The organism is Spirosoma sp. 48-14 (genome assembly GCF_001898575.1).
Taxonomy (GTDB): domain Bacteria; phylum Bacteroidota; class Bacteroidia; order Cytophagales; family Spirosomataceae; genus Spirosoma.
Genome location: NZ_MKUD01000029.1, coordinates 1 through 26474, shown reverse-complemented (window position 1 = coordinate 26474; position 26474 = coordinate 1). Strand labels below are relative to the sequence as shown.

Here is a 26474-nt window from a genome sequence, read left to right as displayed (position 1 = left end):
GGTCAACATGACCGGAGCCGTTTTTGTTATCTCATGGATTCGCTTTACCTTTCTGCTATTATGATTCATTCATTTTTGCAGCCCTATACAGATCCAATCAAAGCACTATGTCGGCAGCATAATGTAGTCCGTTTATATGCTTTTGGCTCTGTCACTTCCAATGATTTTGACGAACTTATCAGTGATGTTGATTTACTGATAGAGCTACCCGATGAATTAGCCCCGGAAGTAAAAGGAGAAACCTATTTCAGGCTTCTGTTTGAACTAGAACAGTTGCTTCATCGGCCTGTTGATTTAGTGATGGGGCAATCGTTTCGTAATCCCTATTTTGCCCACGCGGTTGAGGCATCCAAACAGTTACTCTATGCAGCGTGATATTCGCAAATATCTGATGGATATAGCGATCCAAATCAATCATGTTGATAGCTTTCTCCAGCATGCGCGTGATTTTGCCAGCTACGATACTGATTTAATCGTTCAATACGCCGTAGAGAGGGCACTAGGTATTATTGGAGAAGCGGCCAATCAAGTGCGGAAAATGGAACCAAAGATTGCTATCAGTAGCCTACAGCAGATCATTAGCCTCCGAAACTTGCTAATTCACGCCTACGATGGAGTCAATAATACAATTATCTGGAGTGTTATTATTAACCACCTGCCTACCCTAGAGGTAGAAGTTAATGAGTTACTCAACCAATTAGATTCTGGTCACTCGCGATAGTTTTCACTGAATCGCGCGATCAATTCGCCCGCAGCAAAAAACGGGCAACGGTGTAAACATTGATAGCATAACAAAAAGCCCCGCTCAGAAATGAGTGGGGCTTTTTTATAGTTTATCAGTCAATGGAGTACTTATCGTCAAAACGATATGACCCATTTCCCAATCGTTTTTCCTGATTCCAACTGGGCATGGGCCTGTTTGAAATTATCGGCTGTCAGGCCATGTAATGTGTGCGTATGCGTGGTTTCCAGGACACTCTCATCCAGCAGGTCAGCCACTCGGCCAAGAATAAAGTGCTGCTCAATCATGTCATCGGTCTGATAGGTCGAGCGAGTATACATAAACTCCCAGGAAAAGCTAACGCTCTTGTTTTTCAGCTTGTTGAGCAACACTGGAACGGAACTACCTGTGATGGATGCAATGTGGCCCTGTGGCTTAATCAATTCAACCATGGCATCCCAATAGAGATTTGCATCTACAAAATCAACAATGTAGTCTACGTAGTGAAAGCCAGCATTCCGAACTTCGGCTACGAGGTCTCGGTGATTGACGATTATATCAGCGCCCATTTTTTTGCACCAATCTATCGTTTCAGGGCGCGAAGCGGTAGCAATTACAGTCAAACCCAGTAGTTTTTTAGCAAGTTGAATGGCAATCGATCCTACGCCCCCTGCCCCACCAATAATCAGCAGTGTCTTCGTTCGATCCCGCTCTATAGAAAGGCGCATTCGGTCGAAAAGGATTTCCCAGGCTGTTAAAGCTGTCAATGGAATGGCGGCAGCCGCTTCGGGCGATAACCCATAAGGTTTACGGCCCACAATACGCTCATCGATGAGTTGAAACTCAGCGTTACTGCCTGGTTTTGTTATATCACCGGCATAGTATACCTCATCGCCCACGCTGAATAAACTCACAGCATCGCCAACCGCTTCTACTACGCCCGCAGCATCCCAGCCAATAATTTTAGGTTGTTCGAGTACAGTGTCTTTTGCCGAATTCTGCCTGATTTTAAAGTCTACTGGGTTTACCGATACGGCTTTGATTTTTACCAGTAACTGACGGCCTTCGGGTGTTGGCTTTTCTGTGTCAAACTCAATAAAACTAGCTGCATCTGTAATCGGAAGCGACGTTTTGAATCCTACTGCTTTCATTATCAATATCGTTTATGTACAATTTATTCACGGCGTCATAGCCTGTCAAATCTTTGCATATCCAGCTATCATCGGCTACTTAACTAAGTAAAGTTGGCACAAACGCTCACCTAAAAGTCGGGCGTTCGACACAAATTTACAGGAGTATGTCATTGTAGTAGAGCCTAAATTATTATGATGTACATCGCTCTAAAGTCTAGCCAAAGTAGATTCAGCGTCCTAAAAATCTGATTTTCATTCGTTAGCGCATCAATTCATCGAACGTCAGGCTTATGTAATACATACCGCCAATTTGCGCTAAACCATAGCCCTGGGCATAGTACTTGTTCAGAAGATTGGTTCCTCCCAGCTTAACAACAGTTTTATAGGTCGGTAGTTTATAAGATACCTGTGCATCCAGACTTGACCAGGCCGATAACCAGACATCTCCAGCAGTAATCCCCTGCTCCCACCATACCCGGTCTGTCCAGCGATAGGTCAGTGTAGCTCCTACATGATCTGTGATATGGGGGTTGCTCAGGCTGACAGTATAACGGTTTTCGGGCGTGTTGAAATAGTTGCGCCCTCGCTGAGCGACCTCAGGCTTACTCATTTTACGTTTGATTATTGGATCACCCACGTTATCATTCACCAGATTCCCCTGGGAATCGCGCAGCGTAATTAAACCCACCTGATGGACGTAGTTACCCGTCAACAAAAAATTCCGCCCCAGCGTGTATTCCATTCCTGCCCCCCAGCCATCTACAATAATGTCGCTAAGCGAATTTACATTGACTTGTACGATTCGATAGGCATCTTTACTCAGATCAGCGATCTGTCCGGTGTTTGGCGGGTAAACATTCTGGGCTGTAATAAAGTCGGTGTATTTGCTATGAAAGTAGTTAGCATCAATAGATATCTTACTATTAATGAGTGTTTTATAGCCAATTTCCCAGGTCCTTAATTTCTCTGTTTTAAAACTACCAGGGGAAAATGCACGGGCCTGAAGCTGAGCCTCGTTAATGCGGCCTGCCGCAAAATCGGCAACATCGCTCTCCAGGTAGGCCGGTTTCGACAGTAATCCAGCCGTTTCAAGAGTAGACGCTAATCCACCAACTTCGCTAGATCGCCCTGCTATTGGCACCGAAAACAACTGACCCGGCGTCGGATTATGAAAGGCCATTTGCCAGGAGGCCCGGAAGTTATGCGATCCAAGGCTGGCTACTGCTGATGCACGGGGCGACAAACCGCCTGCCAAATACTGATTCTTATCATACCGAACAGCAAGGGTAGGTTTAACCACCAGCTTCTCACCAACCACTAGTTCTTTGGACGCCTGAATATATGCACCGTACTCATTTATAGTGTATTCCGAACTATCGGGCTTTAAGGCTACCAACGTACCACCCGTATTAAGCGCATAATGACGAAAACTGGCCCCAACAACAATGTCTGCTACACCAATTAGCTCCTTGAAATTATACATGCCTTCGTAGTGCCACAAGGCTGAATTGTCGCGAAAACGAGTGCCTCTGGCGCCACGATAACCGGGAATTGTATCGGTGTTATAGGTTGTTGCAAATGCATCGCGTGCGACATCGAACCGATCTGTACCTGGCAGAAAACGACCTCGGTCGGCCGTTAGTCGGGATTGACCAACCGTCACTTTATTCTCAACATAAGCCTGGCCGAACTCTGTAGCCCATTGGGCGAGGGATTTCCAGCTCGTGTTGATACCAACCGCTGTCTGGCCCAGGTTCCAGGCTTCGGCCGTCTGCTGGGTCGTGTACGCCCGGAGAAAAAAGCTTCCGCCACGCACTTCAGCCTTGATCTGGTGTCGTTGGTAATCCGGGAAATACTCTCGAAAATTAGCCGTGCGCATAAAATTTCCGTTGCCATAGTTCCAACTGATCGAAGCTTCAACATCGTCGGTAAGTTTGTAATGCAGGGACAGATTCGCTCGGTTATTGACTACTTTACCATTGTTGCCCAGCAACTCTAATTCTGTGTAGCCCGTACGCGTTACTAACTTATTCTGTAACAATACATTGGCGTAGTTCGACGGGAACAGATAGGCACTGCCATTACCACTTACCTCGTCGCCATATACGTTTACGCCATCATACTGAAAATTGTTGTCCGGATTATTGTTTGGGATGTACCCTACCCCTGTAGCAATCCCCCCCCGATTGCGGTCGGTAGCAAAGAACCCTGTTCGGGAACGCGTCTGTCGATCACTGTAGTCATCGGCAATGAAGTCGGTCCCCATAAACCGCTGTACATTCACCTTAAACGCAAAGCGATCACCAAGTTGTCGGGCATACCGAATCGCCAGATCACCAAAGGCTTTCGGCCCAAAATCTGGCTTCCCAACATTATTTACGCCCCCTTTCAGTTGAACACTTAGCCCCTGATACGTAAACGGATTTTTACTGTTCGTACTCATAAGGCCCTGTTCGGCATCTGGCCCGTAAAGCGCCGACGAAGCCCCCGGCACCAGTTCAATACTCTCGACGTCTAAATCTGGAATACCCGCCACAGCACCGAATCCAACGCCTAAACCCGGCGACCGATTATCCATACCGTCATTCAGTTGCACAAACCGGGAATTGTTGTTCGACCCGAAACCACGTACGTTAACGGATTTAAAGGTCAGACTTTGGGTGATCAGATCAACCCCTTTTACATGCTGGAGCACGTCAAATGGGCTAAAAGCAGAGGACTGACTAAACAACTTCGTGTCGAGTCGTTCTATCGTCACGGAGGCCTTTTGAATATCTTCAGGAACACGGCTTGCTGCATGCACCAATTCATCGGCAATCACGGTTTCTTCAATCAGTTTTACCTGAATCCGCCGGAAATTACTCCCGCGAACCTGCACTTCTTTTCGTTGATACCCGATCGACGATACAGTAATGATCAGTGGTAACTCGCTGGTCGTTTGTAACGTAAATCGCCCATCGGCCTGCGAAGTAGTCCCATTGGTGGTTCCCTGAATAATGATGGTTACGCCTGCCAGGGGATGCTCTTTTTCATCGGTGACGATACCGGCAAGGTTTAACTGCGCAAAAGCCGTAGCTATTCCCTGAAGCGTAAATCCCAGTAAAAGAAAGAGATGTCTCATAAGCTACCGTTTTGATGAAGTAGTAGTTGATCATATACGTTCGAACTACTGACACGAATTGATGTTTGATGATGACTTGTTTCTGGATACTCTAAGCCTTGTTCGTTGTTTTACGAAATCAATTATATGATGCCTTATCCATTACGCAAACCCATACACGTTATTACTTACACAACTTTAAGTAACCGCAAATATCACAAAAATAGAGAAGCTGTTTGCGTTATCTGATACATAACGCAAACAGCTTCTCTAAAGTGAAAAAATTTATGCTCTGGTCGCCGAAATAATAAACTCTACGTTTATTAAAGGCACACTCACCTGTTTAGAACGTATAGCGGAACGTTATACCATACGTTCTGGGATCCCCCACAATACCTGCATAATGGCCAGCACTTCCGGGAGCCGCTAACAACTGCTCGTAGTAGTTGGTATTGAAGAGGTTTCTACCCCATATGAATACCGAAACCCCTGTCGATGCCCGGAACCCAAGTCGGCTATTGACCAAGCTATATCCGTCAATATTTAAATACTGGGAAGGCGAAGGGCTTGATGAAAACGATGACCGATAGAACGCATCAACGCCAAAGAAATAATTGCCTTTCAGGTTGAACAACTCTCCTCGTGCCGTTGCCTCGCCCCCTAATGAACCCGACCATTTAGAAATACCGGGCAGAACCCCGCCCGAAACATCCTTGAAGGCCTGCTCACCTCCTGTTTCTTCCAGCGGTACAGGCGCATTCTTGAACGATACGTAAATACCATCGGTATAAGCCAGTGCCGTGTTGAGCGTTAAATGATTGCCCACCCGCACGTTTCCATCCAGCTCAACGCCTATCACCCGAACCTTCTCCGCATTAGCCAGATACCCTCTATTCACGCCTGGTTCAGGGGTTTGGACCTGCGTTTGATAGTCTTTGATTTCAGTATCATAAAAGACAAGATTCAGCGTAGAATTTGGCGACGGCTTGGTCTTTAAACCAAATTCTATGTGATTGACAGACTCAGGTTTTACTTTAGCCAGATCGAGTAATACCTGCCCATTGGCCGTTGGTAGTCCGCCGATATTGATCCCAACCGGTTTATAGCTTATCGCATACGTTCCGAATGCATTCACCGCATTACCGACTTTATATTGCAGGGTAACCTGTCCAGAGAAATTGCCCTCCGATACATCCGTATCAAACGCCTGATTGGTATAAACTGCATTCTTTAAGGCAAGAAGCGCAGGATCTGTCGTTTGCAATCCGCCGTACGTTTCCCGCTTATAATTGGCAACTTTCTTATCGTAGTTGTAGCGAATACCCGGTAAAACGTGAAGATTGTCGGTAATGGCCCAGTCAAGTTGACCAAAAACGGCTAAGCCTGTGCTTTGAATCCGGTTCGTGGTGCGAATACCAAAATTATCGAACAAACCTGGGGTTTTCCAGAGTGCGCTAGTAGAGCTTTGAGCAAAACGCCACTGGGCTGAACCCGCTTCTTCAGTCTGCACAGGATCGGATTTCAGATCCTGCCAAAGGCCGAAAAATCCAATCACACCACTCACTTTCGACGATACCTTACCGGCATACCGTATCTCCTGCGACCACTGATCATGGATGGAATTACCCGAGGAAATGGTAAAGACCGGTAAACCGATGTAATCGCGGTCGTTCAGAGGAGTCCACCGCCAGTGACGCCATGCCGTCGTAGAGGTTAGTGTACCGTTTCCGATTTTTATATCAGCGTTAAGCGATATGCCACCCAGCTTATTATCCGCCTTGGAAGGAGTATCCAGATCGACAATGCGTTCAAAGGCGCTCGAATAAGGTAGCTTATAATTTAAATCGGCAATAATGGCATTAAACTGGCGATAAGCCGCCCGTTTTGTTGGCACCACACCTGCTACTGGCCAGCCGTAGCCATTTGGTTTTTGTGTAGATGCATCACCGATCAGGGTAATTTTTACATTATCGGAAGGCGTATACAGCAGTTGACCACGGAAACCAATATTGTTGATGTCATTGATATTTTGCTGGGTGTGTACATTGTAGAACAGACCGTCCCGCTGCGTACCCGTAAACGACACCCTTGCCGCCAGCTTCTTGCTCAACGGACCTGTTAGAGAGCCCTTTGCCTGAATGAATCCGTAATTGCCGTAGCTTAATTCAAAACTTCCGCTGGGCACAAAACTAGCCTGCCGTGTCGTAATGTTGAAGGCACCCGCCGTTGTGTTCTTACCGTATAAGGTTCCCTGAGGCCCTCTTAATACCTCAACCTGCTCAATATCAATAAAGTCGAGCGCGGTAGCAGCCGGGCGTGCGTAGTATACTCCATCGACATAAAAGCCCACACCCGGGTCGATACCATCGTTCGTCAGGCCAAACGTTGAGCCTAATCCGCGAATATTCAGCGTCGTATTCCGAGCGTTTGACGCATACAACTGTACGGTTGGTACTAATTCCTTCAGTCGATTCACATTGAAAGCACCAGCATCTTCGGCCCGGGTCCCTCCTACGATCGAGATCGGAATGGGAACCTCCTGCGCTGACTCCTGGCGTCGTCGGGAAGTAATCACGACATCAGCTAACTGATTGGTACCCTCCTCCAGCTGAATTTCTGTATTATTATCGCTGACGATAACTTCCTTGGTTTGATACCCCAGGAATGATACGACAACTGTAAATGGGAGTTTCTGACCAGTAAGCAGTTTAAACTGCCCATCCTGATCGGTTGCATTACCGTTCGTTGTTCCTTTAATGGTTACTGTGGCTCCAATCAGTGCTTCTTTTGTGCGAGCGTCAATAATCTTTCCGGTTACTGTTGAATTGATTACAGGAGCATTTTGTGCGGAAACAAGAAGGGAAAAAAGAACTAACCCTATCGAGAAAGTGGATTTTAAAAGTCTATACATTCTACTTACGTTTAATTGTATTTTTCATGCATGAACTACAATGCCGTACATATACTGAACTAATCACTATATGGCCTTCATCGTATTCGTCATGCGTGTGTGCTGGTTGTTTATTCTTTATTCTCCTATTAATCCGGGTTGTAGATAGACTATTAGCACTTATAGTCTATTGAATTAATAGGTTTCACAAAACAGCTACATGTTTTTTTCTATTCCAAATGATACTGCTGAATAACCGTGAAATCGATCAATTTTCTTTTTTTAGATCTATTAAAAAATGGAAAAGGTCAATTCGCTTTTATCAATGCTCCATACAAGGTAGACTTATGCGGAAGTGGTTTTATTGTAACCGGCGGAAACGATCGGAGCCAAACACTATATTTATAGATTCCAACAATTAGTCTGTTGTCGTACCTCAAGGAGCACTCTACCCTGCTAAAATAGGTCAACAATAAGAAGGGAATTGGATATTTGTAGTTCTCACGCTCCAAATACGACCAATTCCCCATGAAGCACAGCCTCAAAGGCGAAATTACGTCTATTCTCTATTCGGCACCAATCGTTGACAATTTAGCGCGAAAAACGTTCGTCGCCCTATTTATTACTGCTCTGATTCAAACACGAAAAGTACAATTTAACGAATTAGCGACGGTGCTTAATGATGAGGCTAAAATTGCCTCCAACCAGAACCGTATCGAGGACTTTTTTCGAGACGTTACCCTGAATTTTAACGTCGTAGCCCAACTCATGATGAGTTTACTGCCCCAAAAAACAAAACTTCGTTTAACGATTGATCGCACCGAATGGGAACGCTCCGGCGTCCCGGTTCGGCAAATGTCAAGTCAATATGCTGATGGTGCTGGTCGGCTATGGGGATCTACAACTGCCCCTCTACTGGGAGCTGCTGGATAATAAAAGTGGAAATTCCAGTAGTCAGGATCGGATTGATTTGTTAGATAAGTGCTTTACGATTGTTGATAAAAAACGCGTTGGATTGGTGGTGGGCGACCGGGAGTTTGTGGGTAATAAATGGATTAAATACCTAAAAGACAACAACCTAAATTTTGTAATGCGTTTTCCTAAACACCACTCGATCACTAGCAGTAAGGGAGAGACCTTTTTACTTACAGACCTAAAATTGAGCCTTGGGGCAAGCCGGATCTTTTCGGATTGTTTGGTCGATGGATGTTGGGGAAACGCTTGGGTGAAGCGGCTGGATGAAGACGAATATTTGTATGTATTTGGGAGTGTCAAGGCGGAGTTTTTAGCCCAACTGTATCGAAAGAGGTGGTGTATCGAAACCTTTTTTCAGAATCTTAAAGGACGTGGTTTTGACTTGGAGTCGACCCATCTTCGTAGTTTGACCAAACTGAGTAAGTTAGTCGCTTTGGTAAGTTTGGCCTATGCTTTTTGTGCTAGCTTTGGGCTGTACTATCATCAGAAAGTACAATCGATTAAAACTAAGAATCACGGCTACAAATCCACTAGCTTTGCTCGATATGGGTTAAATCAAATCCGAACTATCTTGCGGGAGTCAGTCAGCAACCCTGCTACTGGTTGGCCCTTACTGAAACGGCTTTTCAACTGGCTAAAGCGTCAAATCGCTCAAAATCAGACAGCTATTTTAGCAGGGTAGAGTACTCAAGGAGTATCATCCATAACTATAGGTTTGTAAAGACGATAGTTATCCATCGTCTTTATTTTACTCTTTTTTGTTAGTTCTTATCCATCCAAAAGCGTAAAATGTTGCCATCAGGATCTTTGAAGCTGGCGATGTAAGCTCCTTCCCCCAGATCCATAATTGGATGAATTAATTCAATGTTGTGTCTGGTCACAAAGCGCTCAATATCATCGACTGCAAACGATAAAACCGTGTTGACATTCGATTGCCCATGCACCTTTTGCTTGAGTACCGCATAATGAATGCCGTTGTAGTCACATTCCCAATGTTCAGGCATGTAACCATGCCGGTTCAACTCTAGAGGAATACCTAATTTTTCGCGATAAAATTTTGCTAACCGATCCGGTTCAGGTGATGACATGATCACTCCGGTCAATCCTTTTACTTGTACATCGTCCATAATTACATCATTTATGATATTTACTCTACAAAAATACATCAAAGATGATTATTTATATCATAGATGATGTTTTATTTTTATTTTTACATCAAAAATGACCTACATGAATAAGGCTGTTGAATTACTCAATCGATGGGCGAGCTATGAGGAAGAAAATCCCAAGGCGGATTTGGTCCAGTTCTGCCAAGCTTATTTAGTGAGTCAGCAACCCAAGACCAGCTTAGCCACCTTTTGGCAGTCTCCAGTTCCCCCCAATAAGGCCAGCATGCTGATTAAATTAATTGGTCGGATTTCTAAGTTACATACTCTTCATGCGCTGGCTGCTTTCAAAGAATGCGGCCTTAACAGCTTCGATGAGTTTTTGTATCTCAGCTCCATCGCTTACATGACTAATCCAAAGAAGACCGATGTTATCACGGCTCACTTCAGTGAATTATCGTCAGGCTTGTTGATTCTTGACCGGCTCAAAAAATCGGGCTTAATCCTGGAACAAGGCGATGCACTTGACAAGCGTACAAAACGGTTAACGATCACCAGCAAAGGGCAAAATCAATTGGAAATCTGTTACCAGAAACTGAATGAGGTAAATCAAATGTACTTTGGCAACCTGACTGAAGAACAGGTTGAGTTAGGGAATCAACTGTTGCAACCGATAGAGGCCAAACTAGCTCAGCAATGGTTAGAAGCTAAGATGAAGTAGCAGAAGCTAGCTTCTTACCTTTATCTTATCCAATCAGGTTCGCTCTAAAAGTGGCCAGTGCTTATATCCAATAAGATTCCGAACTCGTGGACCTGATATCTAAACTGGTCCACGAGTTCGATCATCCGATTTTGAGGTTATTCTACTGGCAGGGTGTAGATGTGTGTGAATACAGAACTGGCTAAGCGCTTCTTAAAAAAAATGGCCTAAATGAAAAGGGCATATTTCCCCTAGTTTTGTATTACCCAGAAATAGTACTTGCTTACTTATTTCACTGAGTGAAAACGTTAAGCAAGTGATTACAAAGTCAATACGTATGTATTTCCCTAATGGGAATGGTTGAATATCAGGATGAATCCTGAATGGTGTGGATAGAATTGAAAATCGGGCTGTCGTCTTTGGTAGCCCGATTTTTTGATGCTAGTAGTGAGGTTTCTTCCTGGCAGCGGGCGGCAGTAAGAAACCGTTTTATAAGTCAATGCAGTTGCAGCAAGTTAATCTAAACGAAAATCTGCATCGAAGGCCATAGAGCTAATCTACCATTAAAGCTTCAAGCTTTAAAATCATTAATTTTCGCTATTGCTACTAGCTGTAGGCTTATTGTACTTTGCTCTGACAAACAGTACCCAATCACTATAAACCTATAAGTTAATTATGAAAAATGTGGAGGTTTTACGTAAACTACTCGCGGCAGAAATACCCAGCTTTTCTTTCCAGTTTGAGAAAATGCTTCGGCGCTTAAATTTTGACGAAGCGGCATTATTGATGGATGGGATAAATAATATTCCGCAAACAGGATTTGCAGTAAACCTGCAAACGAGATTTTTGTACGATCTGGAGCCAGAATTTGGGCTTACCCCACCCAGGCATTTTTTTATTAATTCAAAATTTCTTTCGTCAATAAATTTATCCAAAAAAAAGAAATTTGTAGGTATTCGGATTTATTTTGGAGTCGACAACACAGGTGGATCAAACAAGTTAACGTTAATCCTGACAAATGTGGTGAAGGTTAGATTCGATCCAGATAATGATATATTTACTTCGACAGACGTTAATTATTATATTCCAAAAGATTCAACTGATGGAGACTGGCAGGAAATTAGTCAGGAACGGGCAAAAGAACTAAAAGATAACCTCAGAGAAATTAAAAAAACAATCAACAATACCGGCAAAGGCAAGTACAAAATTGACGGATACTTCATTGGTAGTGATGCCTTACGCAATGTTTTATCAAAATCCCTGCTTGATGAATTTAATCAGACAATTACTAAAAAGGGGATAAAGATATACCTGGGGCTTGGTAGAGATAATATGATTAATAACTATGAAGTTGACTCCAAGGATCAGAATGGCGACAATAATGAGGATAAGCTTGGAGAATTTCAGCTGATTATGGTGGGAATGGATGACCCTAAACTTGGCCCCCTGGCAAGCTTCAGAAAAATATTTGCTACGCTGGAAACAGATATCAGGAAATACGTAGAAGGACACGAAATTGACATACCATTACATATTGAGCTGCCTTCGGGTGGTAACTGTATTAAAACATCTGAGAAATATCCACCAACAAATCCCATTTGATTGACAGTACATCAGTGCGTTTTGAAAGTAACAATCTATTATGGCGTGCTGATGTACAATCTACTTCATTGAGCCTGGAAAATAAAAACCCATAAGCTGTGGAATTATTTTTATATATGTTTGTTGGCTTCCTGAATATCATTCCTATTGTTTATGGCATACCTAATTTTAAATACTTTGGAAAATCACTAAGAGTATTTTACATTGGGTATTTAGCCTCTTTTCTACTATGGCTCCTGTCTAATGTACTAAAATATTATTCTTTTAATACACACATATTATATTATATAGTCCCAGTAATCAGATGTACATTTCAGTGTTTATTTTTCAGGTATGCTTTAACTAATTTAAAATGGGCAAATTATATTACATCCCTACCTGTTATTGTATTCATATATATAGTAAGTAATCTACTAATTTTTGGTGAACGAAAAATGGCTGTCGACTTATTTTTAATTGTCGACAGCTTAACTGTAGGGCTTGGACTATTCTTTTTATGGTTTCAGATTACGTATGAAAATAAACTCACCATAAACCCTTTATTCTGGATTAATATAGAGCTAATTGAATCCTCATTTCTTAATATTCTATCCAATTTTTTCCTCGGCCAATTTTATGAGTATTTTAACAATGTTTATTTTAACATGATAAATTATGGCTTTTGGGCGATAGTAGGTATAATTAACTTATGTATAATTGTCTATGCAATGGTTCGAGCCCGCTCCAAACTTCCCGATCTGGATGAAATACCAAGTTTTTAAAGAATGGGAATATGCATACCGTTGTCTTTTTCTACTCATTCTACTTTTTATCAAAACAGGGGCTAGTTGTCAGGCTCAGGCAGTTGGATTTGTCTCGTTTAAGGCCACGAATGAGTTTACTGATTCTACTTACAACTTAAAAAAGCCAATAAAACTAGATTACAAACGAACACACGTTATAATCTCCTTTTGCGATAAACGTGATTCCGTCAGCGCTCGTTATGCTTACCGCTTGGTGGGCTTCGACAATCGCTGGCACGAAAATGGGCCACTAACAGCAGTTAATTATATTAACTTACTAGGAGGAGAGTACACAATCCAGGTTAAAAACCTGAACTTCCCAACTACCATTGCTTCTCTGTCGTTTCAACTAGATAAAGCATTCTGGCAAAGCCCCTGGTTTGTACCAATGATTGTTGCTTATGGGCTTTTGCTTGTCGGCGCGGTTTTATATTTTATTCGAATATATCGATTGCGCAATCAAATTCATCTCCAGCAAATTCGAAATGAAATAGCAGCTGATCTGCACGATGATGTGGGCACCGCCCTGAGTAGTATTACATTTTTGGGCGAAATGGCCAAGTCCAGATTTGAAAAAAAACCCGAAGATATTCGCCCAATTCTCGAACGTATTATGAATGAGTCCCGCGAGATGATGCAAACAATGCGCGGGGTTGTGTGGGTAATTAATCCTCAAAATGACTCACTAACTGATTTTTTTGATAAGGTGAAAGCCTTTGCAGAAGCCATTCTGACAAGTAAGAAAATACAGCTCTCTTTTTCGCTTCAAGATGCTCGCAGTCAACACATGGGACTTGAAGTACAGCGGAATCTATTTCTGATCTTTAAAGAAACGATTGTAAACATAGCGAAGCATTCGGAAGCTACCGATGTATCAATCGGAATAAAGGTTGAAAAAGACTATATGTGGATTCGGATTAGAGACAATGGAAAGGGTTTTGATTGCGATCAGGAAACAGAAGGCAATGGCCTCCGCAACCTGAAAAACCGGGCTTTACAAATTGCCGGAAAACTGGATGTAGAATCAAAACCGGGTGAAGGAACAGAGGTCAAAATGATTTTGCCAATCACATAAATTCGCTATTGACAAACCCAATTTGTAACCGGAGATTTGATATAATAAATTCAGCGGGTATTGACTGATACCTGTCATTCTCTCTACGAACTATGATCCGGGTCGCGATTTTTGATGATAATAAAACCTTTACGGATAATCTGTCTCTCATGTTTGAGGGCAGTGATGATTTTTTGCTGGTGGGGGCATTCTCAAATGCCTTAAATGTCCTGCAAAAAGTAGAGAAGGTAAAACCGGATGTGATTATCATGGATATCAAAATGCCGGATGTGTCGGGGATTGAGGCCGTTAAAATTATAAAACAGGCTCACCCTACACTTCAGATCCTGATGCAAACCGTTTTTGAGGATGACGATAAGGTGTTTGCCGCTATCTGCTCAGGAGCATCAGGTTATATCCTTAAAGGCACTTCTCCAGACGATCTCCTGGAAGCCATAGCGGAAGTATATACAGGGGGAGCTCCAATGAGTCCGATAATTGCCCGAAAAGTGCTTTCATTCTTTCAGAACGTTAATCAACCCCAGCCAGAACTGTATGATCTATCAAAACGCGAAAAGGAAATCTTAAAATGTTTGGTAGAAGGCTACAGCTATAAAATGATCGCAGAGTCCTGTTTTATTAGTACTAATACGGTCAATTCTCACATTCGAAAAATTTACGACAAGCTACATGTGAACTCATCGCATGAAGCGGTATCAAAAGCTTTACGGCAGAAGTTAATTTGAGCCCACAATGCCATTCAAATAAACATATTATTATTTATATATAACCCTAAAAATCACCAATTTATGCTATTTACAGATAACTCAAACATGACGAACTTTGATTCAAGAATCAGGTACAATACAAAAACAATATAAATGGACTACTAATAGAAATAGTTACTATGAGTCAGCTATGAAAGTTATACATATTCTATCCATACTATTTTATTGTTAAACGCTTTTTTCTATCCACTCCAGTTTACCTGTCAAACCGTACTTATAGGAAGCTATTGAGTACGGTTTGACTTCCTTTGAGTCTCTTAAACGACAAGTTACCAGACCCGTAAGCTTTGATTATCAAATAGCTACTAAAACTTCAGATACCTTCGCAAGCCGAAACACTTAAGGATAGCTCATTAAATTACCCTTCAGAGTACGCAAACGATCAATCAACTAACAATACCGCTTCATGCCCCTATGGCGTGTTCAACACAGAAGCTTCCAGCCATTTAACGAAGATTGTTCAGTGGTCCCTAACATCAGATTGAAAAAAACGAGCCACTTTCTGTGAAAGTGGCTCGTTTTTTTCAATCTGATAACATTATCTACGCAGCCCGACTACTCTGCGGACGACGCAGAATAGGTGACCGAAGCGATTGCGCGTTAGCTTCTTCTATGACCTGCTCCGACACCATACCCAGGTGATTAGCCCGTTTCAGAACATAATCGAATGGCAGGTTGAAATAATTAGCCACTTCGCTGCGGAAACTATCGGGAAAACGCGTGAGCCGCAGCCCAAAGAACTTACGCACTTCCGATTCAGGAAGCATAGCAGCCAGGGCTACCCGCTCAGCTTCTGCCAGCAGTTCCTTCCTGATCGGATATAAATGTTCCAGACCAACGGAAGCCGCCAGAATATTTAAAAACAGATTCTTATACATCATCGACAACTCGGCGGGCAATATTACCCACCCCTGCTCCCGAAATTTAGCTGAAAAGCCAGTCAGGCCCTGCTCTCCCCGAATTTCACCCGCAATAAATTCGTCTGGAAACAGAAGCCGATCATCCGTTTTCTGTAGCCGGAATACAACGGCTTCAACAGGGCTTTTTTGAAACAGCAGGTTAGCCGGAAGCGCCCGGGTTGCCTCCCATTGGTCCGTCATACGCATAAACAGACTTTCGTTTACGGGCAGATTGTCGGGATTACCGAGGCTTATGAGCATTCGACGAAAAGCGGCCAGAAAATCGATCTGGAGTTGGGCTGGATTCGAACGTCCTTTTTTCATGCAGATTGAGTTGCCAGATACAGTTTTGTCAACAATTGCTGGCTCATTAGTCGTGTTGTTCGTTGAAAATTGGGGAAGTAAATATACACAATAACTAACTGAAAACAAAGGCATAAACCAGGAAAAGTATTATCCTGGTTTTCATTCCGGCTCTGAGTTCATATCTTACTGCGACCATCATTTCCAATGCTCTGTACTGTTGTTTTAGCAGGATACCGATTCTTTTTCAATGACAGAAATATCATAATTCCGAAAAGAGTTGCCTGTTCGCTGAAAAAAAACCATTTATGCTGGCTAACTGCCAGGAAAGGCTATTTTTGTTTTGTAACTCATCCGGTTTCATACAGCCTTTCATCAATGATCTACCTTTCTCCTTCAGTTAGTCGTTCATTACCTTTTTTATTTTTACTGCTGATCTCGTTCATCGCCCGGAGCCAGCCGTTTACTAACGCAGAAATTGCCCGCTGGAAGCAGCAGGCCAAACAGGTTACTATAACCCGTGATACCTGGGGTGTGCCACACATCAGCGGCAAAGCCGATGCCGATGTCATTTTTGGGGTACTGTACACCCAGTGTGAAGACGATTTTGCCCGTGTAGAAACCAATTACATTGACGCCATTGGCCGCATGGCTGAAGTGGAGGGTGAGTCAGCCTTATACCACGACTTACGGGCCCGGCTCTTTCTGGATTCGACACAAGCTATAGCCATTTATAAAAAGAGCCCCGTCTGGATGAAAAAACTGCTGGACGCCTTTGCCAATGGCGCCAACTATTACCTCTATACGCATCCAGCAATAAAATCCCGGCTGCTCAAGCGATTTCAGCCCTGGATGCCGTTGATGTTCAGTGAAGGAAGTATCGGCGGCAATATCAGCGTGATTTCGACGGATCGACTGAAAGCATTTTATGAACACAACAAATTTACATCATCGATCAACGATTTTGACAAGTATGAGCGAGAGCCTGTTGGTTCGAACGGTTTTGCCATTGCTCCCGCCAAAAGTGCGACAAAAAACGCACTGCTGCTTATCAATCCGCATACGTCATTTTATTTCCGGTCGGAGGTACATCTGACCAGCCAGGAAGGTTTGAATGCGTACGGTGCCGTTACCTGGGGACAATTCTTTATCTATCAGGGCTTTAATGAGTATTGCGGCTGGATGCATACTTCCAGCGGGGCCGACTCGATGGATGAGTACCTGGAAACGATTGAGAAAAAAGGCGATGCCTATTACTACAAATCCGGTACGGCGTTCAAGCCCGTTCGTAGTCAGCGAATTCGATTACCGTATAAATCCGGAAATGGCATCCAGTATAAAGAGTTTACTATGTACTGGACCCAACACGGACCCATAGTGGGCGAAAAAGACGGAAAGTGGATGTCGGTTGCCATGATGAATACCCCCCTGAATGCCCTGGAACAATCGTATCTGCGAACCAAAGCGAAAGGATATGCGAGCTACAAAGAGGTCATGAAGCTCAACGGCAACGCATCGAACAATACGGTTTTTGCCGACCGTGATGGCAATATTGCGTACTGGCATGGCAACTTCATGCCCAAACGCGACCCTAAATTCGATTGGAGCCAGCCCGTTGATGGTAGTAACCCCGCTACGGAATGGAAAGGAATGCACACGGTCGATGAACTGGTACAGGTTCATAATCCAGCTAGTGGCTGGATACAAAACTGTAATTCGACGCCATATACGGTTTCGGGTGGTAGTAGCCCAGCTCAAAGTGCTTATCCAGCCTACATGGCTCCTGATGCCGAAAATTACCGGGGTATCAATGCCGTTCGGGTGCTGAGTCAGAAGTCACTATTTACACTCGACACCCTGATTGCCGTTGCCAACGACCCACATCTGGCCGGTTTCGATGAGTTGATTCCTGCACTAGTTAAAGCCTACGAATCGGTTAAAACGAACAATATATCAAATGAGGTAGCCGAAGCCATTCAAGTGCTCAAAGACTGGAACAGATGCTATGGTACGGCATCGGTCGGTACGACACTGGCTATTTTCTGGGGAGAAAAAATTCAGCGGCTGGCCCGCAGTCGTGTTCCAGCTACTCAACGACTCGATTTCCTGAGTTTTACTGATTTCGTAATCAACCAAACGACACCGCAGGAAAAAGTTACGGTTCTGAACGAAACCCTGGCCGAACTAACCCGCGATTTCGGCACCTGGAAAACGCCCTGGGGCGACATCAACCGCTACCAACGCCTGACGGGTAACATTCAGGAAGTCTACGACGATCAGAAACCCAGTATTTCGGTTGGGTTTACCCCTTCCGTTTGGGGTTCACTAGCCGCCTATGGTACCCGTACTGCCCCTAATACTAAAAAGCGCTATGGCTATGTGGGCAATAGTTTCGTAGCGGTCGTTGAATTTGGTAAACGAGTGAAAGCCCGCTCTGTGGTGACAGGTGGCCAAAGCAGCCGTCCCGGCGAAACCCACTTCACCGACCAGGCCACACTGTATTGTGCCGGTAAATTCAAAGACGTTTGGTTTTATCCCGAAGACATAAACCAGCACATCGAAAAAACCTATCACCCCGGCGACAACTAAAAGTTGTCTGTGTTAAGTCTATGATATATGCTGGTGGGTTGGAATTGATAATAGACTTAGCACTACCCATAAAGCAGTCTTTTGCCATGAATAAACGAAATATACTAACCGCGGAACGCTTTCTTACTGATTATCAATAGAAAATAGTTCCGTAACTTTGCGGTTGGGTGTTCCGGCCAAAAAGCAGTGTTTCAAAGTCCAGCGTCTCGGCGACAGGCCGCACGTCTCGCAGGGTAGCGTTTGGTTTCCATTTCCGGATTCCGTGCGACAATTTGAACACCCCAGTTGGGCAAGTTTAAAAGCGAGTTAGGGCAATTCCAGGCGACAGGTTGCAGTCTGAAAGCCAGACAATAATGTTTTTACTCCACCGAAGTACTTATATGACAGTAGATTATCTTATCAATTTTGCAGAGTCTATTTCTCAAGACAGTTTTCTATACAAGCTTTCTGAAGAAAACCAAAGACAGGACGCTTACTGGATTTTAGAAGGCGATTTGAAACTGATTGTAAATTATCAGAATGAGTGGTGGGGTATCACAGAGAAAAATTGTAAAGTAAGTTTTGCTCAGCAGGATAATGTCTGGGACTTATTAGCAGGCACCCAATGTATTCCCTTGACAAAGCATAATATTAAGTCTTATCCATCTTTAGACTATGTCTTTTACTTTGGTGACTTGCAGATTTCGACTTGGTTAGCAGAAAACAATTGGCAGAAAGACTGGGGGTTTAATGATAATTTCAAAGATCCTGTAGGCCAGGATTACGTAAATTGGTGGATGGATAATTATCCTCTCTATTTTGACGAAGATAATTTCATTATCGAGGGAGGTTGGTCAATGATTTGGCCTGATGACAATGAGCCACTTCAATATGATGGCAGTAATGAGTTTTTATTTTGCACGATTTTCGGCGGTGAACCTTATTACGAAGTTTACAGATATCGAGATACGGGTAAATTTACCACTTACTTTAGAATCACATAGGCAGTTTCCCAGCGACAGGCAGCTCGCCCCAAAGGAGGCCAAGCAGCCCAACCAAACGAGGGTGTAAAGGTTGACGCTGCATTTGTTGTTTGAAGTGGTCTCCTCATCCATCAACCCTCGCGGGCGTTGGGTGGAGCAACAAGCTAAAAAACAACGTAGTGGCTGTGTCTCGGTCGACAGGGTCATCGTCCCGCGACAGAACGGTTTGGCTCGTTGGTCAGGTTCCGGTCGACACGAGAAGCGCCCCGGTTGGGCAAGCTGATAAAAGCAAGTTGGCCAAGTAGCGGTCGACAAGGCAATTGCCCCGCGACAACCTAGCAAACAGCTTGGCGCAGATCTGAAACGTAGTAAAAAAGGGCTTCTCGCTCGGTTTTCAGCGGATTTCGTACGTTGTTAATCGCTCCGCGTCTGTCATCGTTCCGGCGACAGGACGCTCGCCGGTTGGGACGCCAGGCAGCCCAACCAAACAGGGGTGTAAAGGTTGCAAGTGGTTGGTGTTCAGTCAGGTAGCGTGCTCATTCATCAACCCCTGTGGTCGTTGGGTGAGCCAGACAAGATGTGAGTGCAAGGCGGGTTACGGGCGACAGGTTGATCGCCCTGGTGGGTAAGTTTGGGCTTCCATTTCCGGGTTTCGGTCGACAGCTTGCAAGCCGCAGCGATCAGGCTTTTGGGCTCATTGGGCGGTTTCGGTTGACAAAGGGTACGCCTGAGTTAGCCCGTTTTTTGGGTCTCGTGCAACACGAGAAACGCAGTGGTTTGGCAAGCTGACAAAGCGTAAATTCGAGACCTAGCAGAAGGGCTTCGCGCTGGTCTGAAAAGTGGATCTGTGCGTTTTGCCCGCTTCGCGCTGTCACCCTGCCGGGCGACAGGACGCTCGCCGGTTGGGAAGGCTGGTAGCCCAACCAAACAGGGGTGTAAAGGTTGCAAGTTGGTCGTGTTCAGTTAGCTTGCGTGCTCATCCATCAACCCTCATGGGTGTTGGGTGGTCCGGCTAAGTAGTGGCGTGTTTGCCGTCGTCGGTTGACACGAGGCCCAGCTCGGACAGCCAGCTTTTAGGAGTTCACTTCCGGCTCCGGTTGACACGAGAATCGACCCGTAGGTTGGACTTCGACAAGTTAGGCAGGTCGCGAGCGACAGAGGAAACTTTCCTGTTTGGCAAGTTTTGGCTATTTCGGTTAGTTTTGCCTCATGGGTAAACAGGCCAGCCAGTACGACAAGATTTTTAAAGAAAACATCGAAGCCGTTATTCCGAGTTTGATGCAAAATATTCTCGGTATCACGGCTGTTAAATCAGAAGAATTGCCCGATGACATTCAGCACACCAAGGAGCGCAAGCCCGATGTATTGAAGAAAATCACCGACAACCAAGGCAAGACTTTTGTGCTGCATCTGGAATTTCAGTTGGTCGATGAGCCGGAGATGGTCTATCGAATGGCCGATTATCACATCATGCTGGCGCGTAAGTATAAAATCCCCATTCGCCAGTATGTATTATTTCTGGGGGCCGGCGTGCCCAAAATGGAAACTCGTTATGAAAGTGAGTTGATGCACTATGAGTTTCCCCTCATTGCCTTCACCGACCTTGATTATCACACGTTTCTTCAATCGGAACAGCCCGAAGAAGTAATTCTGGGCGTTCTGGCTAATTTCAGGGGCGAAAGTCCCGAAACGGTTCTGCATCAAATCATTCGTCGTGTTGAAGAAACGACCCAAGGGGATTTGGCGTTAAAAAGGTATTTCAGTCAATTGCGCGTGTTGGCGCAGTTGCGTAACTTAGGACAAACACTCGGAGAACTCGCTATGGATAGTATCGCCAAATTTGTAAGTATAGAGAAGGATGCGGCTTATATGGTAGCCCAAGAGAAAGAGCAGATTAAGTTCGTAACTAACTTATTGAATGACACCGATTTTTCAGTAGAACGAATTGCTAAGGTTGCAGGTGTTTCGGTTGATTTTATAACGAACATTCAGCAAAAGTTAACAAGTGATAAGTAAGGGTAGCCTTCCGTCGACAGGATACACGCCCCATGGTCAGGCTTGGCAGCCCAACCAAATGAGGGTGTAAAGGTTGGTGTTACGTCCGTAGTTTTACGTAGCGTTATCATCCATCAACCCTCATAGGTGTTGGGTGTTGCAAACAGTTATAAAAGGTCGTGTGCCGGGTCGCGTGTGACAGGCCGCACGGCTCATTAGGGTAATTTTTTGGCTCTTTGGGCGGGTTTCGGTCGACACGAGAAACGCCGAAGTGGGTCAGCTTTGGGGTCACCTACGACACAAGAAACGCCCCGGTCAGGCCAACTCAACTAAAAGCAAGTTTGCTAAGTCCTGGCGACAAGCCAGCCGCCCCAAAACTTGGGCTTTAACAGGTTAGGTGGGTTGCGTGTGACAATGGAAACGCCCCAAAATGACAGGTACGTTCAATGTGATAATAAAGAAGAGATTTTGTTTCTAATAGCAGGGTATGAATATAAATACATTCCACACACTGATTACCCATTTGCCAGTGCAACAGCAATGTTTCAAAACAAAACGTAGCAATTGGCGGAAAGCAGAATCTAAAATAGACTGGCTTGAAAAAATGAATGACAAGCTATTCGAGAACAAAGAGACTGTCAGTATATGCAGACAAGATATTTTTAATACCAAAGACGTAAGGGAGAGAATTATTAAAACAATTTATTGGGGATACCCAAGAGGTATGCGCGGAAATCACTTTGTCAATATTCTTATTAATATCGAAATTATAGAAAAAGCAATCAAAGAATTTAGTATTCAAAAATATCAAAACTCGCAAGATTTCGAAGAAGTAATTCAAGCTTTTAAAGCTGTGCCTGGTCTTGGCTTGTCGACATACAGCAAATTACTATATTTTTTCAAAGTTCGACTCAACGACAATCAATGCTTAATTTTAGACCAAAGAGTAATTGATGTCTTATCAAGTAAGTTTTACAGTAATTTTAAAGCATTGAGTCGAATTAGTTACAGTAATGCCGAAAGTAAGTATTTTGAATACGTGGAAATGCTTGGAGATTTATCTAAACAATTAAACATTGAAGGAGAAAATATTGAGCAATTTCTTTTTATATTCGGAAACGGTCTCAAAAAAGAAGCGTTTCAATTAGATGCCAAATAAAAATTCGCATGGGTCGCTTCTCGGCGACAGGAAGCACGTCCCACAGGAGAGTTTGCAGCCCAACCAAACGAGGGTGTAAAGGTTGAGTTTGTGTGCGTTCAGTCGAGTGACTCGCTCACCATCAGCCCTCGCGGTCGTTGGGTGAAAAGTCCAAAATGTGCTTCAAAGTCGGGCTTCTGGGCGACAAGTTGCAAGACTCGTTATGGAAGTTAAGTTTGTTTGTCATCTTTTGTGCGACAGGACAATCGCCGGTGAGGACAATTTCAAAATCTCAGTGGTTGGGTTCCGGTTGACAAAACAGGCTTGCAACTTTATAATCCAGTATGAAGTCTACAGTTCTAATAATTGTAACAGTCTCAGGACTGCTTCTTCAATGTAATAGTGACACCTCTGCTACTAAAAAGGTCGAAAAGCTCGTTGCCGAAAATCAATATGACTCTGGTTTAAACAATATGACTCTGGTTTAAACATGAACTTTAAATTATACTCTGATAGTACCTATACATTCACTATTCACGAGCAGAGCCCGAATTATGAAAAAACTGAAAAGTTTGATGGCTTCTGTCGGCTAACGAACGATACAATTTATTTCACCCCTTTCCAGTTTAAGCCAGTAAATAGCCAGAAAGCAGTCCTTAAAAATAACTTTATCGAGTTTGTAGAAGCTAAATTTCCATTAAAATTGAAAATAAGAAAGCCAATAATGCCTTCTGTTTCTGACTCTCTGGCCTCAAAATCGTATGCGCTATTTATGTATGATTCCAAGCATTACAATTACTTCCCCCAAAGCGTGAAACCCTATGATTTGACCCAACAAGAATTAGCTGAGGTGGACAGGCAGTTAAGAAATTATTTTGAAAGAAATAAAGCCAAACTTGAAAAGCCAATAGATAGCTATTGCAAACAAGTTACGGCGGTGCTCAACGTCAGCCAAGAAAAAGAGGTTTATATTGCTTGCCATTGTAAAGGCAGAGACACAAATAAAGACTTTGAATATGAGATGATGATTCACTTTCGCGATGGAGGTAGCTGTCATTTGGGAGTTAAAGTAAACCTGACTAAGCATACCTACTCAGAAGTTTTTGTTAATGGGGACGCCTGACAACATAATTGTATTTGTGCGCTCTGCGTAGGTTAGCTTTCTGTCGACAGGGAGCACGTCCCAGCGGAAAGCAGGGCAGCCCAACCTAATGAGGGTGTAAAGGTTGACACTACGTTCGTTGTCTGGAGTGGTCTCCCCATCCATCAGCCCTCATGGTCGTTGGGTGATGCAAACAGAAAGCAAAGCGTGTTTGCTGTTTCTCGTTTGACAGTAAGCGCGTCTCAAAGGCAGGACGTTTGGCTCGCTGGGAGGCTTCGGTCGACAACGGAAACGCCCCGATTAGACAGATCTAGAATTCCAGGTCCAGCCACTCGTCGACAAGATAAACGTTGATATGCATTTGACTTACTCAGATTTTGAGATTGACATCTATGACGACATGAATTACAATCCTGCGTCGGCTGACAATGTGGTAAAGTATGACCATTACTATGCCTCTAACAACCTTCAACGGTTTATCTTGACCCAGCACGGAATTAAGACTACCGATGTGGACGGGGAGCTAATTAAGCAAGTCTGCATTGCTGCATCAGGCGGTAAAACAGGTATTCATGAACATTGCTGTGTTATACTGGATAACGCCCTAACTATCTGTTGTGCTGACTCGGTTTTTAGTTTGACTTTACCTGACCTCACCTTGCGCTGGCAGACAAAAGTTGATCCAGCTACCTGCTTTGAAATCTTTAGTTATAAGAATAATTTTCTTATCCACGGTGAATTGGAGATTAGCAGGATTGATAGTGAGGGGCGGATAGTTTGGCAGTTTTCAGGGAATGATATTTTTACCACGCCAACCGGAAGAGATACGTTTACCATTAAAGACAACGTCATTTATGCTACTAATTGGGACGAACAAACTTTTGAAATTGACGCTGACACAGGATACGTATTAAACTGAGTTCTATAAACGGTTAGAGATGGGGCGTCTCGGGTAACAGGGAGCACGTCCCGAGGGAGGGCTGGCAGCCCAACCAAACAGGGGTGTAAAGGTTGCAAGTTCTTGTTGTTCAGTTATCTTGCATCTTCATCCATCAACCCCTGTTGGCGTTGGGTGGACAGCCAAAAGCATGAAAAAGAACGTAGCGGTGGGGTCGCGTGCGACAATCAGCGCGTCCCGAAGGCGGGCTGTTTGGCTGGTTGGTCGGCTTTCCGTCGACAGCATGAACGCCTGAATTAGGTAGCTTTTGGGTTGCGGTCGACACGAGAATGGCCCCGGCTGGGCCAGTTTCAAAAAGCGGGTGTGCGACAAGCCAGCCGCCCCGACAGGCCAGTTTTGGGCTTCGTGCTCGGCAAAAACCAGTCGGTCCGGCTTCGCGCTTCGGCTTTAAGCGGCTAGGTGCGTTGTTGATTTGCTCCGCGCCTGTCACCGTTCCGGCGACAGGACGCTCGTCCCGAGGGCAAGCGTGGCAGCCCAACCAAACGAGGGTGTAAAGGTTCAGGCGGTTCGCATTCAGTCAGGTGACTCGCTCATCCATCAGCCCTCGCGGGCGTTGGGTGAACTCAACAGCAATAAACAACGTATTAGTCGGCTTCCGGTCGACAGGCCGCACGTCTCGACGGGTCAGCTTTGGGGTTCGTTGGGCGGTTTCGGTCGACATCCTGAACGCCGGAGTTGGGGGGCTTTTTGGTCACCTGCGACACGAGAAACGCCTTGACAAGCCAGCCTTTTGGCTCGTTGACAACGTAGCGTTCGACAGGGCAATCGCCCCACAACAACGTAGTGAAAACGCTTGGCGCGGGTCTGCAACGTAGTAAAAAAGGCTTCGCGTTCAGCTTTAAGCGGTTGGGTGCGTTGTTGATTGGCTCCGCGCTGTCACCGTTCCGGCGACAGGGAGCGCGTCCCGAGGGAGAGTCAGAGCAGCCCAACCAAATGAGGGTGTAAAGGTTGAGGTTACGTTCGTAATTTTGAGTAGTTCAATCAGCCATCAACCCCTGTGGGTGTTGGGTGCGCCAGACAGCCAATAGCGTAGTGGTCGGATCATGTGCGACAGGGGGCACGTCCCGTAACAGGGCGATTTTGGCTCGTTGGCCAGTTTCGGTCGACACGAGAAATGTTCTAATTAGGCAGAAAATAGTATATGGGCGTACTAAAGTTTGGCTTTCCAGAGCGCGTTTTTTATGACAACAAAGAGGACGGTAACACACAAATACTTGCGGCAGAGATTGGTCTTGTTCTTGCCAGCACACCACCGTTCGACTACCCTACGCTTCAACAAGTTAAATCGGCCGCCGTTCAGACTTCATACGTAGTAGAAGGCGAAGGAATTGTTGAAGAAAACGGCAGGAATAAATGGGTTTGTGGTTTGTTCAAAGCTGACGATTTAAAAACACCCATATATATCGAAGATGTCGGGGCTGACACCGACAAAGTGAGCTGCCTTCAGTTTGAACGCGGTGATGACCAAGCAATACTTGAATTCTTACACTACCTTTCTCAATATTGTGGGAGTATCGTCTTTTACGAAGACACTGGTGTCGCAAAACTGATTAGATACGTAGAAGTTTAGTGCGTTTTGGGGTCTTGGGCGACAGGCAGCACGTCCCGGTGGAAAGTTGGAGCAGCCCAACAGCCACTGTGTTCGCGGGCGAACGAACCCAGAAGAACGCATGAGAA

22 protein-coding genes are annotated in these 26474 nt (G+C 44.5%); 16 read left to right on the top strand and 6 right to left on the bottom strand.

Annotated elements, in window-relative coordinates; genetic code table 11:
* Positions 1-33 precede the first annotated feature (33 nt).
* Both BGO59_RS16920 and BGO59_RS16915 read left to right on the top strand, forming a co-directional pair.
* Positions 34-375 carry a nucleotidyltransferase family protein gene (locus BGO59_RS16920; protein WP_293684889.1) on the top strand — a complete coding sequence of 114 codons (342 nt, stop codon included), beginning with the start codon at positions 34-36 and terminating at the stop codon, positions 373-375.
* Positions 365-721, top strand: a complete 357-nt coding sequence (locus BGO59_RS16915; protein ID WP_293684887.1) for a HepT-like ribonuclease domain-containing protein — start codon at positions 365-367, stop codon at positions 719-721. The genes BGO59_RS16920 and BGO59_RS16915 overlap by 11 nt, the downstream gene beginning before the upstream one ends.
* Positions 722-858: 137 nt before the next feature.
* On the opposite strand, the gene BGO59_RS16910 is transcribed toward BGO59_RS16915, so the two are convergent.
* The 3 genes from BGO59_RS16910 to BGO59_RS16900 form a co-directional block, all read right to left on the bottom strand.
* Positions 859-1872, bottom strand: coding sequence for a zinc-binding alcohol dehydrogenase family protein (locus tag BGO59_RS16910; RefSeq protein WP_293684885.1), 1014 nt, complete (start codon positions 1870-1872; stop codon positions 859-861).
* Positions 1873-2113: 241 nt separating this feature from the next.
* Positions 2114-4975 carry a carboxypeptidase-like regulatory domain-containing protein gene (locus BGO59_RS16905; RefSeq protein WP_293684883.1) on the bottom strand — a complete coding sequence of 954 codons (2862 nt, stop codon included), beginning with the start codon at positions 4973-4975 and terminating at the stop codon, positions 2114-2116.
* Positions 4976-5297: 322 nt separating this feature from the next.
* Complete coding sequence (locus BGO59_RS16900; RefSeq protein ID WP_293684881.1) at positions 5298-7865, bottom strand: TonB-dependent receptor; 2568 nt, start codon at positions 7863-7865, stop codon at positions 5298-5300.
* Positions 7866-8372: 507 nt separating this feature from the next.
* On the opposite strand from BGO59_RS16900, the gene BGO59_RS16895 reads away from it, so the two are divergent.
* Positions 8373-8777, top strand: a complete 405-nt coding sequence (locus tag BGO59_RS16895) for a hypothetical protein (protein WP_293684879.1) — start codon at positions 8373-8375, stop codon at positions 8775-8777.
* Entirely contained in the window at positions 8713-9501 is a 789-nt protein-coding gene (locus BGO59_RS16890; protein ID WP_293684877.1) for a transposase, read from the top strand. Before BGO59_RS16895 ends, BGO59_RS16890 begins: the two co-directional genes overlap by 65 nt.
* Before the next feature lie 79 nt (positions 9502-9580).
* On the opposite strand, the gene BGO59_RS16885 is transcribed toward BGO59_RS16890, so the two are convergent.
* Complete coding sequence (locus tag BGO59_RS16885) at positions 9581-9946, bottom strand: VOC family protein (RefSeq protein WP_293684875.1); 366 nt, start codon at positions 9944-9946, stop codon at positions 9581-9583.
* A 103-nt stretch (positions 9947-10049) separates the two neighbouring features.
* Between BGO59_RS16885 and BGO59_RS16880 the strand changes: the two genes are divergently transcribed.
* The 4 genes from BGO59_RS16880 (at position 10050) to BGO59_RS16865 (ending at position 14809) form a co-directional block, all read left to right on the top strand.
* Positions 10050-10646 (top strand): MarR family winged helix-turn-helix transcriptional regulator, encoded by a 597-nt coding sequence (locus BGO59_RS16880; protein WP_293684873.1) that lies wholly within the window; start codon positions 10050-10052, stop codon positions 10644-10646.
* Between the two features lie 654 nt (positions 10647-11300).
* The gene (locus tag BGO59_RS16875; protein WP_293684871.1) at positions 11301-12227 is read left to right on the top strand and encodes a hypothetical protein; all 927 of its coding nucleotides are present in this window, start codon (positions 11301-11303) and stop codon (positions 12225-12227) included.
* A gap of 702 nt (positions 12228-12929) precedes the next feature.
* Positions 12930-14084 carry a histidine kinase gene (locus BGO59_RS16870; protein ID WP_293684869.1) on the top strand — a complete coding sequence of 385 codons (1155 nt, stop codon included), beginning with the start codon at positions 12930-12932 and terminating at the stop codon, positions 14082-14084.
* A 92-nt stretch (positions 14085-14176) separates the two neighbouring features.
* A complete protein-coding gene (locus tag BGO59_RS16865) occupies positions 14177-14809 on the top strand; it encodes a response regulator transcription factor (protein ID WP_293684867.1) in 633 nt (210 codons plus the stop codon).
* A 584-nt stretch (positions 14810-15393) separates the two neighbouring features.
* Here BGO59_RS16865 and BGO59_RS16860 read toward each other — a convergent pair.
* Complete coding sequence (locus BGO59_RS16860; protein WP_293684865.1) at positions 15394-16074, bottom strand: hypothetical protein; 681 nt, start codon at positions 16072-16074, stop codon at positions 15394-15396.
* A gap of 357 nt (positions 16075-16431) precedes the next feature.
* On the opposite strand from BGO59_RS16860, the gene BGO59_RS16855 reads away from it, so the two are divergent.
* From BGO59_RS16855 to BGO59_RS16830, 6 genes are all read left to right on the top strand, one after another.
* Positions 16432-18642, top strand: a complete 2211-nt coding sequence (locus BGO59_RS16855; RefSeq protein WP_293684863.1) for a penicillin acylase family protein — start codon at positions 16432-16434, stop codon at positions 18640-18642.
* 380 nt (positions 18643-19022) lie between these two features.
* Positions 19023-19625, top strand: a complete 603-nt coding sequence (locus tag BGO59_RS16850) for a hypothetical protein (protein ID WP_293684861.1) — start codon at positions 19023-19025, stop codon at positions 19623-19625.
* Between the two features lie 1188 nt (positions 19626-20813).
* Complete coding sequence (locus BGO59_RS16845) at positions 20814-21620, top strand: hypothetical protein (protein WP_293684859.1); 807 nt, start codon at positions 20814-20816, stop codon at positions 21618-21620.
* 466 nt (positions 21621-22086) lie between these two features.
* Entirely contained in the window at positions 22087-22758 is a 672-nt protein-coding gene (locus BGO59_RS16840; protein ID WP_293684857.1) for a hypothetical protein, read from the top strand.
* A gap of 469 nt (positions 22759-23227) precedes the next feature.
* Positions 23228-23860: a hypothetical protein gene (locus BGO59_RS16835; RefSeq protein WP_293684855.1), complete on the top strand. Its 633-nt coding sequence runs from the start codon at positions 23228-23230 to the stop codon at positions 23858-23860.
* 379 nt (positions 23861-24239) lie between these two features.
* Positions 24240-24758 carry a hypothetical protein gene (locus BGO59_RS16830; protein WP_293684853.1) on the top strand — a complete coding sequence of 173 codons (519 nt, stop codon included), beginning with the start codon at positions 24240-24242 and terminating at the stop codon, positions 24756-24758.
* Positions 24759-24884: 126 nt separating this feature from the next.
* Here the strand turns inward: BGO59_RS16830 and BGO59_RS16825 are convergent, their stop codons facing one another.
* Complete coding sequence (locus BGO59_RS16825; RefSeq protein WP_293684851.1) at positions 24885-25091, bottom strand: hypothetical protein; 207 nt, start codon at positions 25089-25091, stop codon at positions 24885-24887.
* Positions 25092-25263: 172 nt separating this feature from the next.
* On the opposite strand from BGO59_RS16825, the gene BGO59_RS16820 reads away from it, so the two are divergent.
* Both BGO59_RS16820 and BGO59_RS16815 read left to right on the top strand, forming a co-directional pair.
* The gene (locus tag BGO59_RS16820) at positions 25264-25515 is read left to right on the top strand and encodes a hypothetical protein (protein ID WP_293684850.1); all 252 of its coding nucleotides are present in this window, start codon (positions 25264-25266) and stop codon (positions 25513-25515) included.
* Between the two features lie 423 nt (positions 25516-25938).
* Positions 25939-26367 carry a hypothetical protein gene (locus tag BGO59_RS16815; protein WP_293684848.1) on the top strand — a complete coding sequence of 143 codons (429 nt, stop codon included), beginning with the start codon at positions 25939-25941 and terminating at the stop codon, positions 26365-26367.
* Positions 26368-26474: the final 107 nt, after the last annotated feature.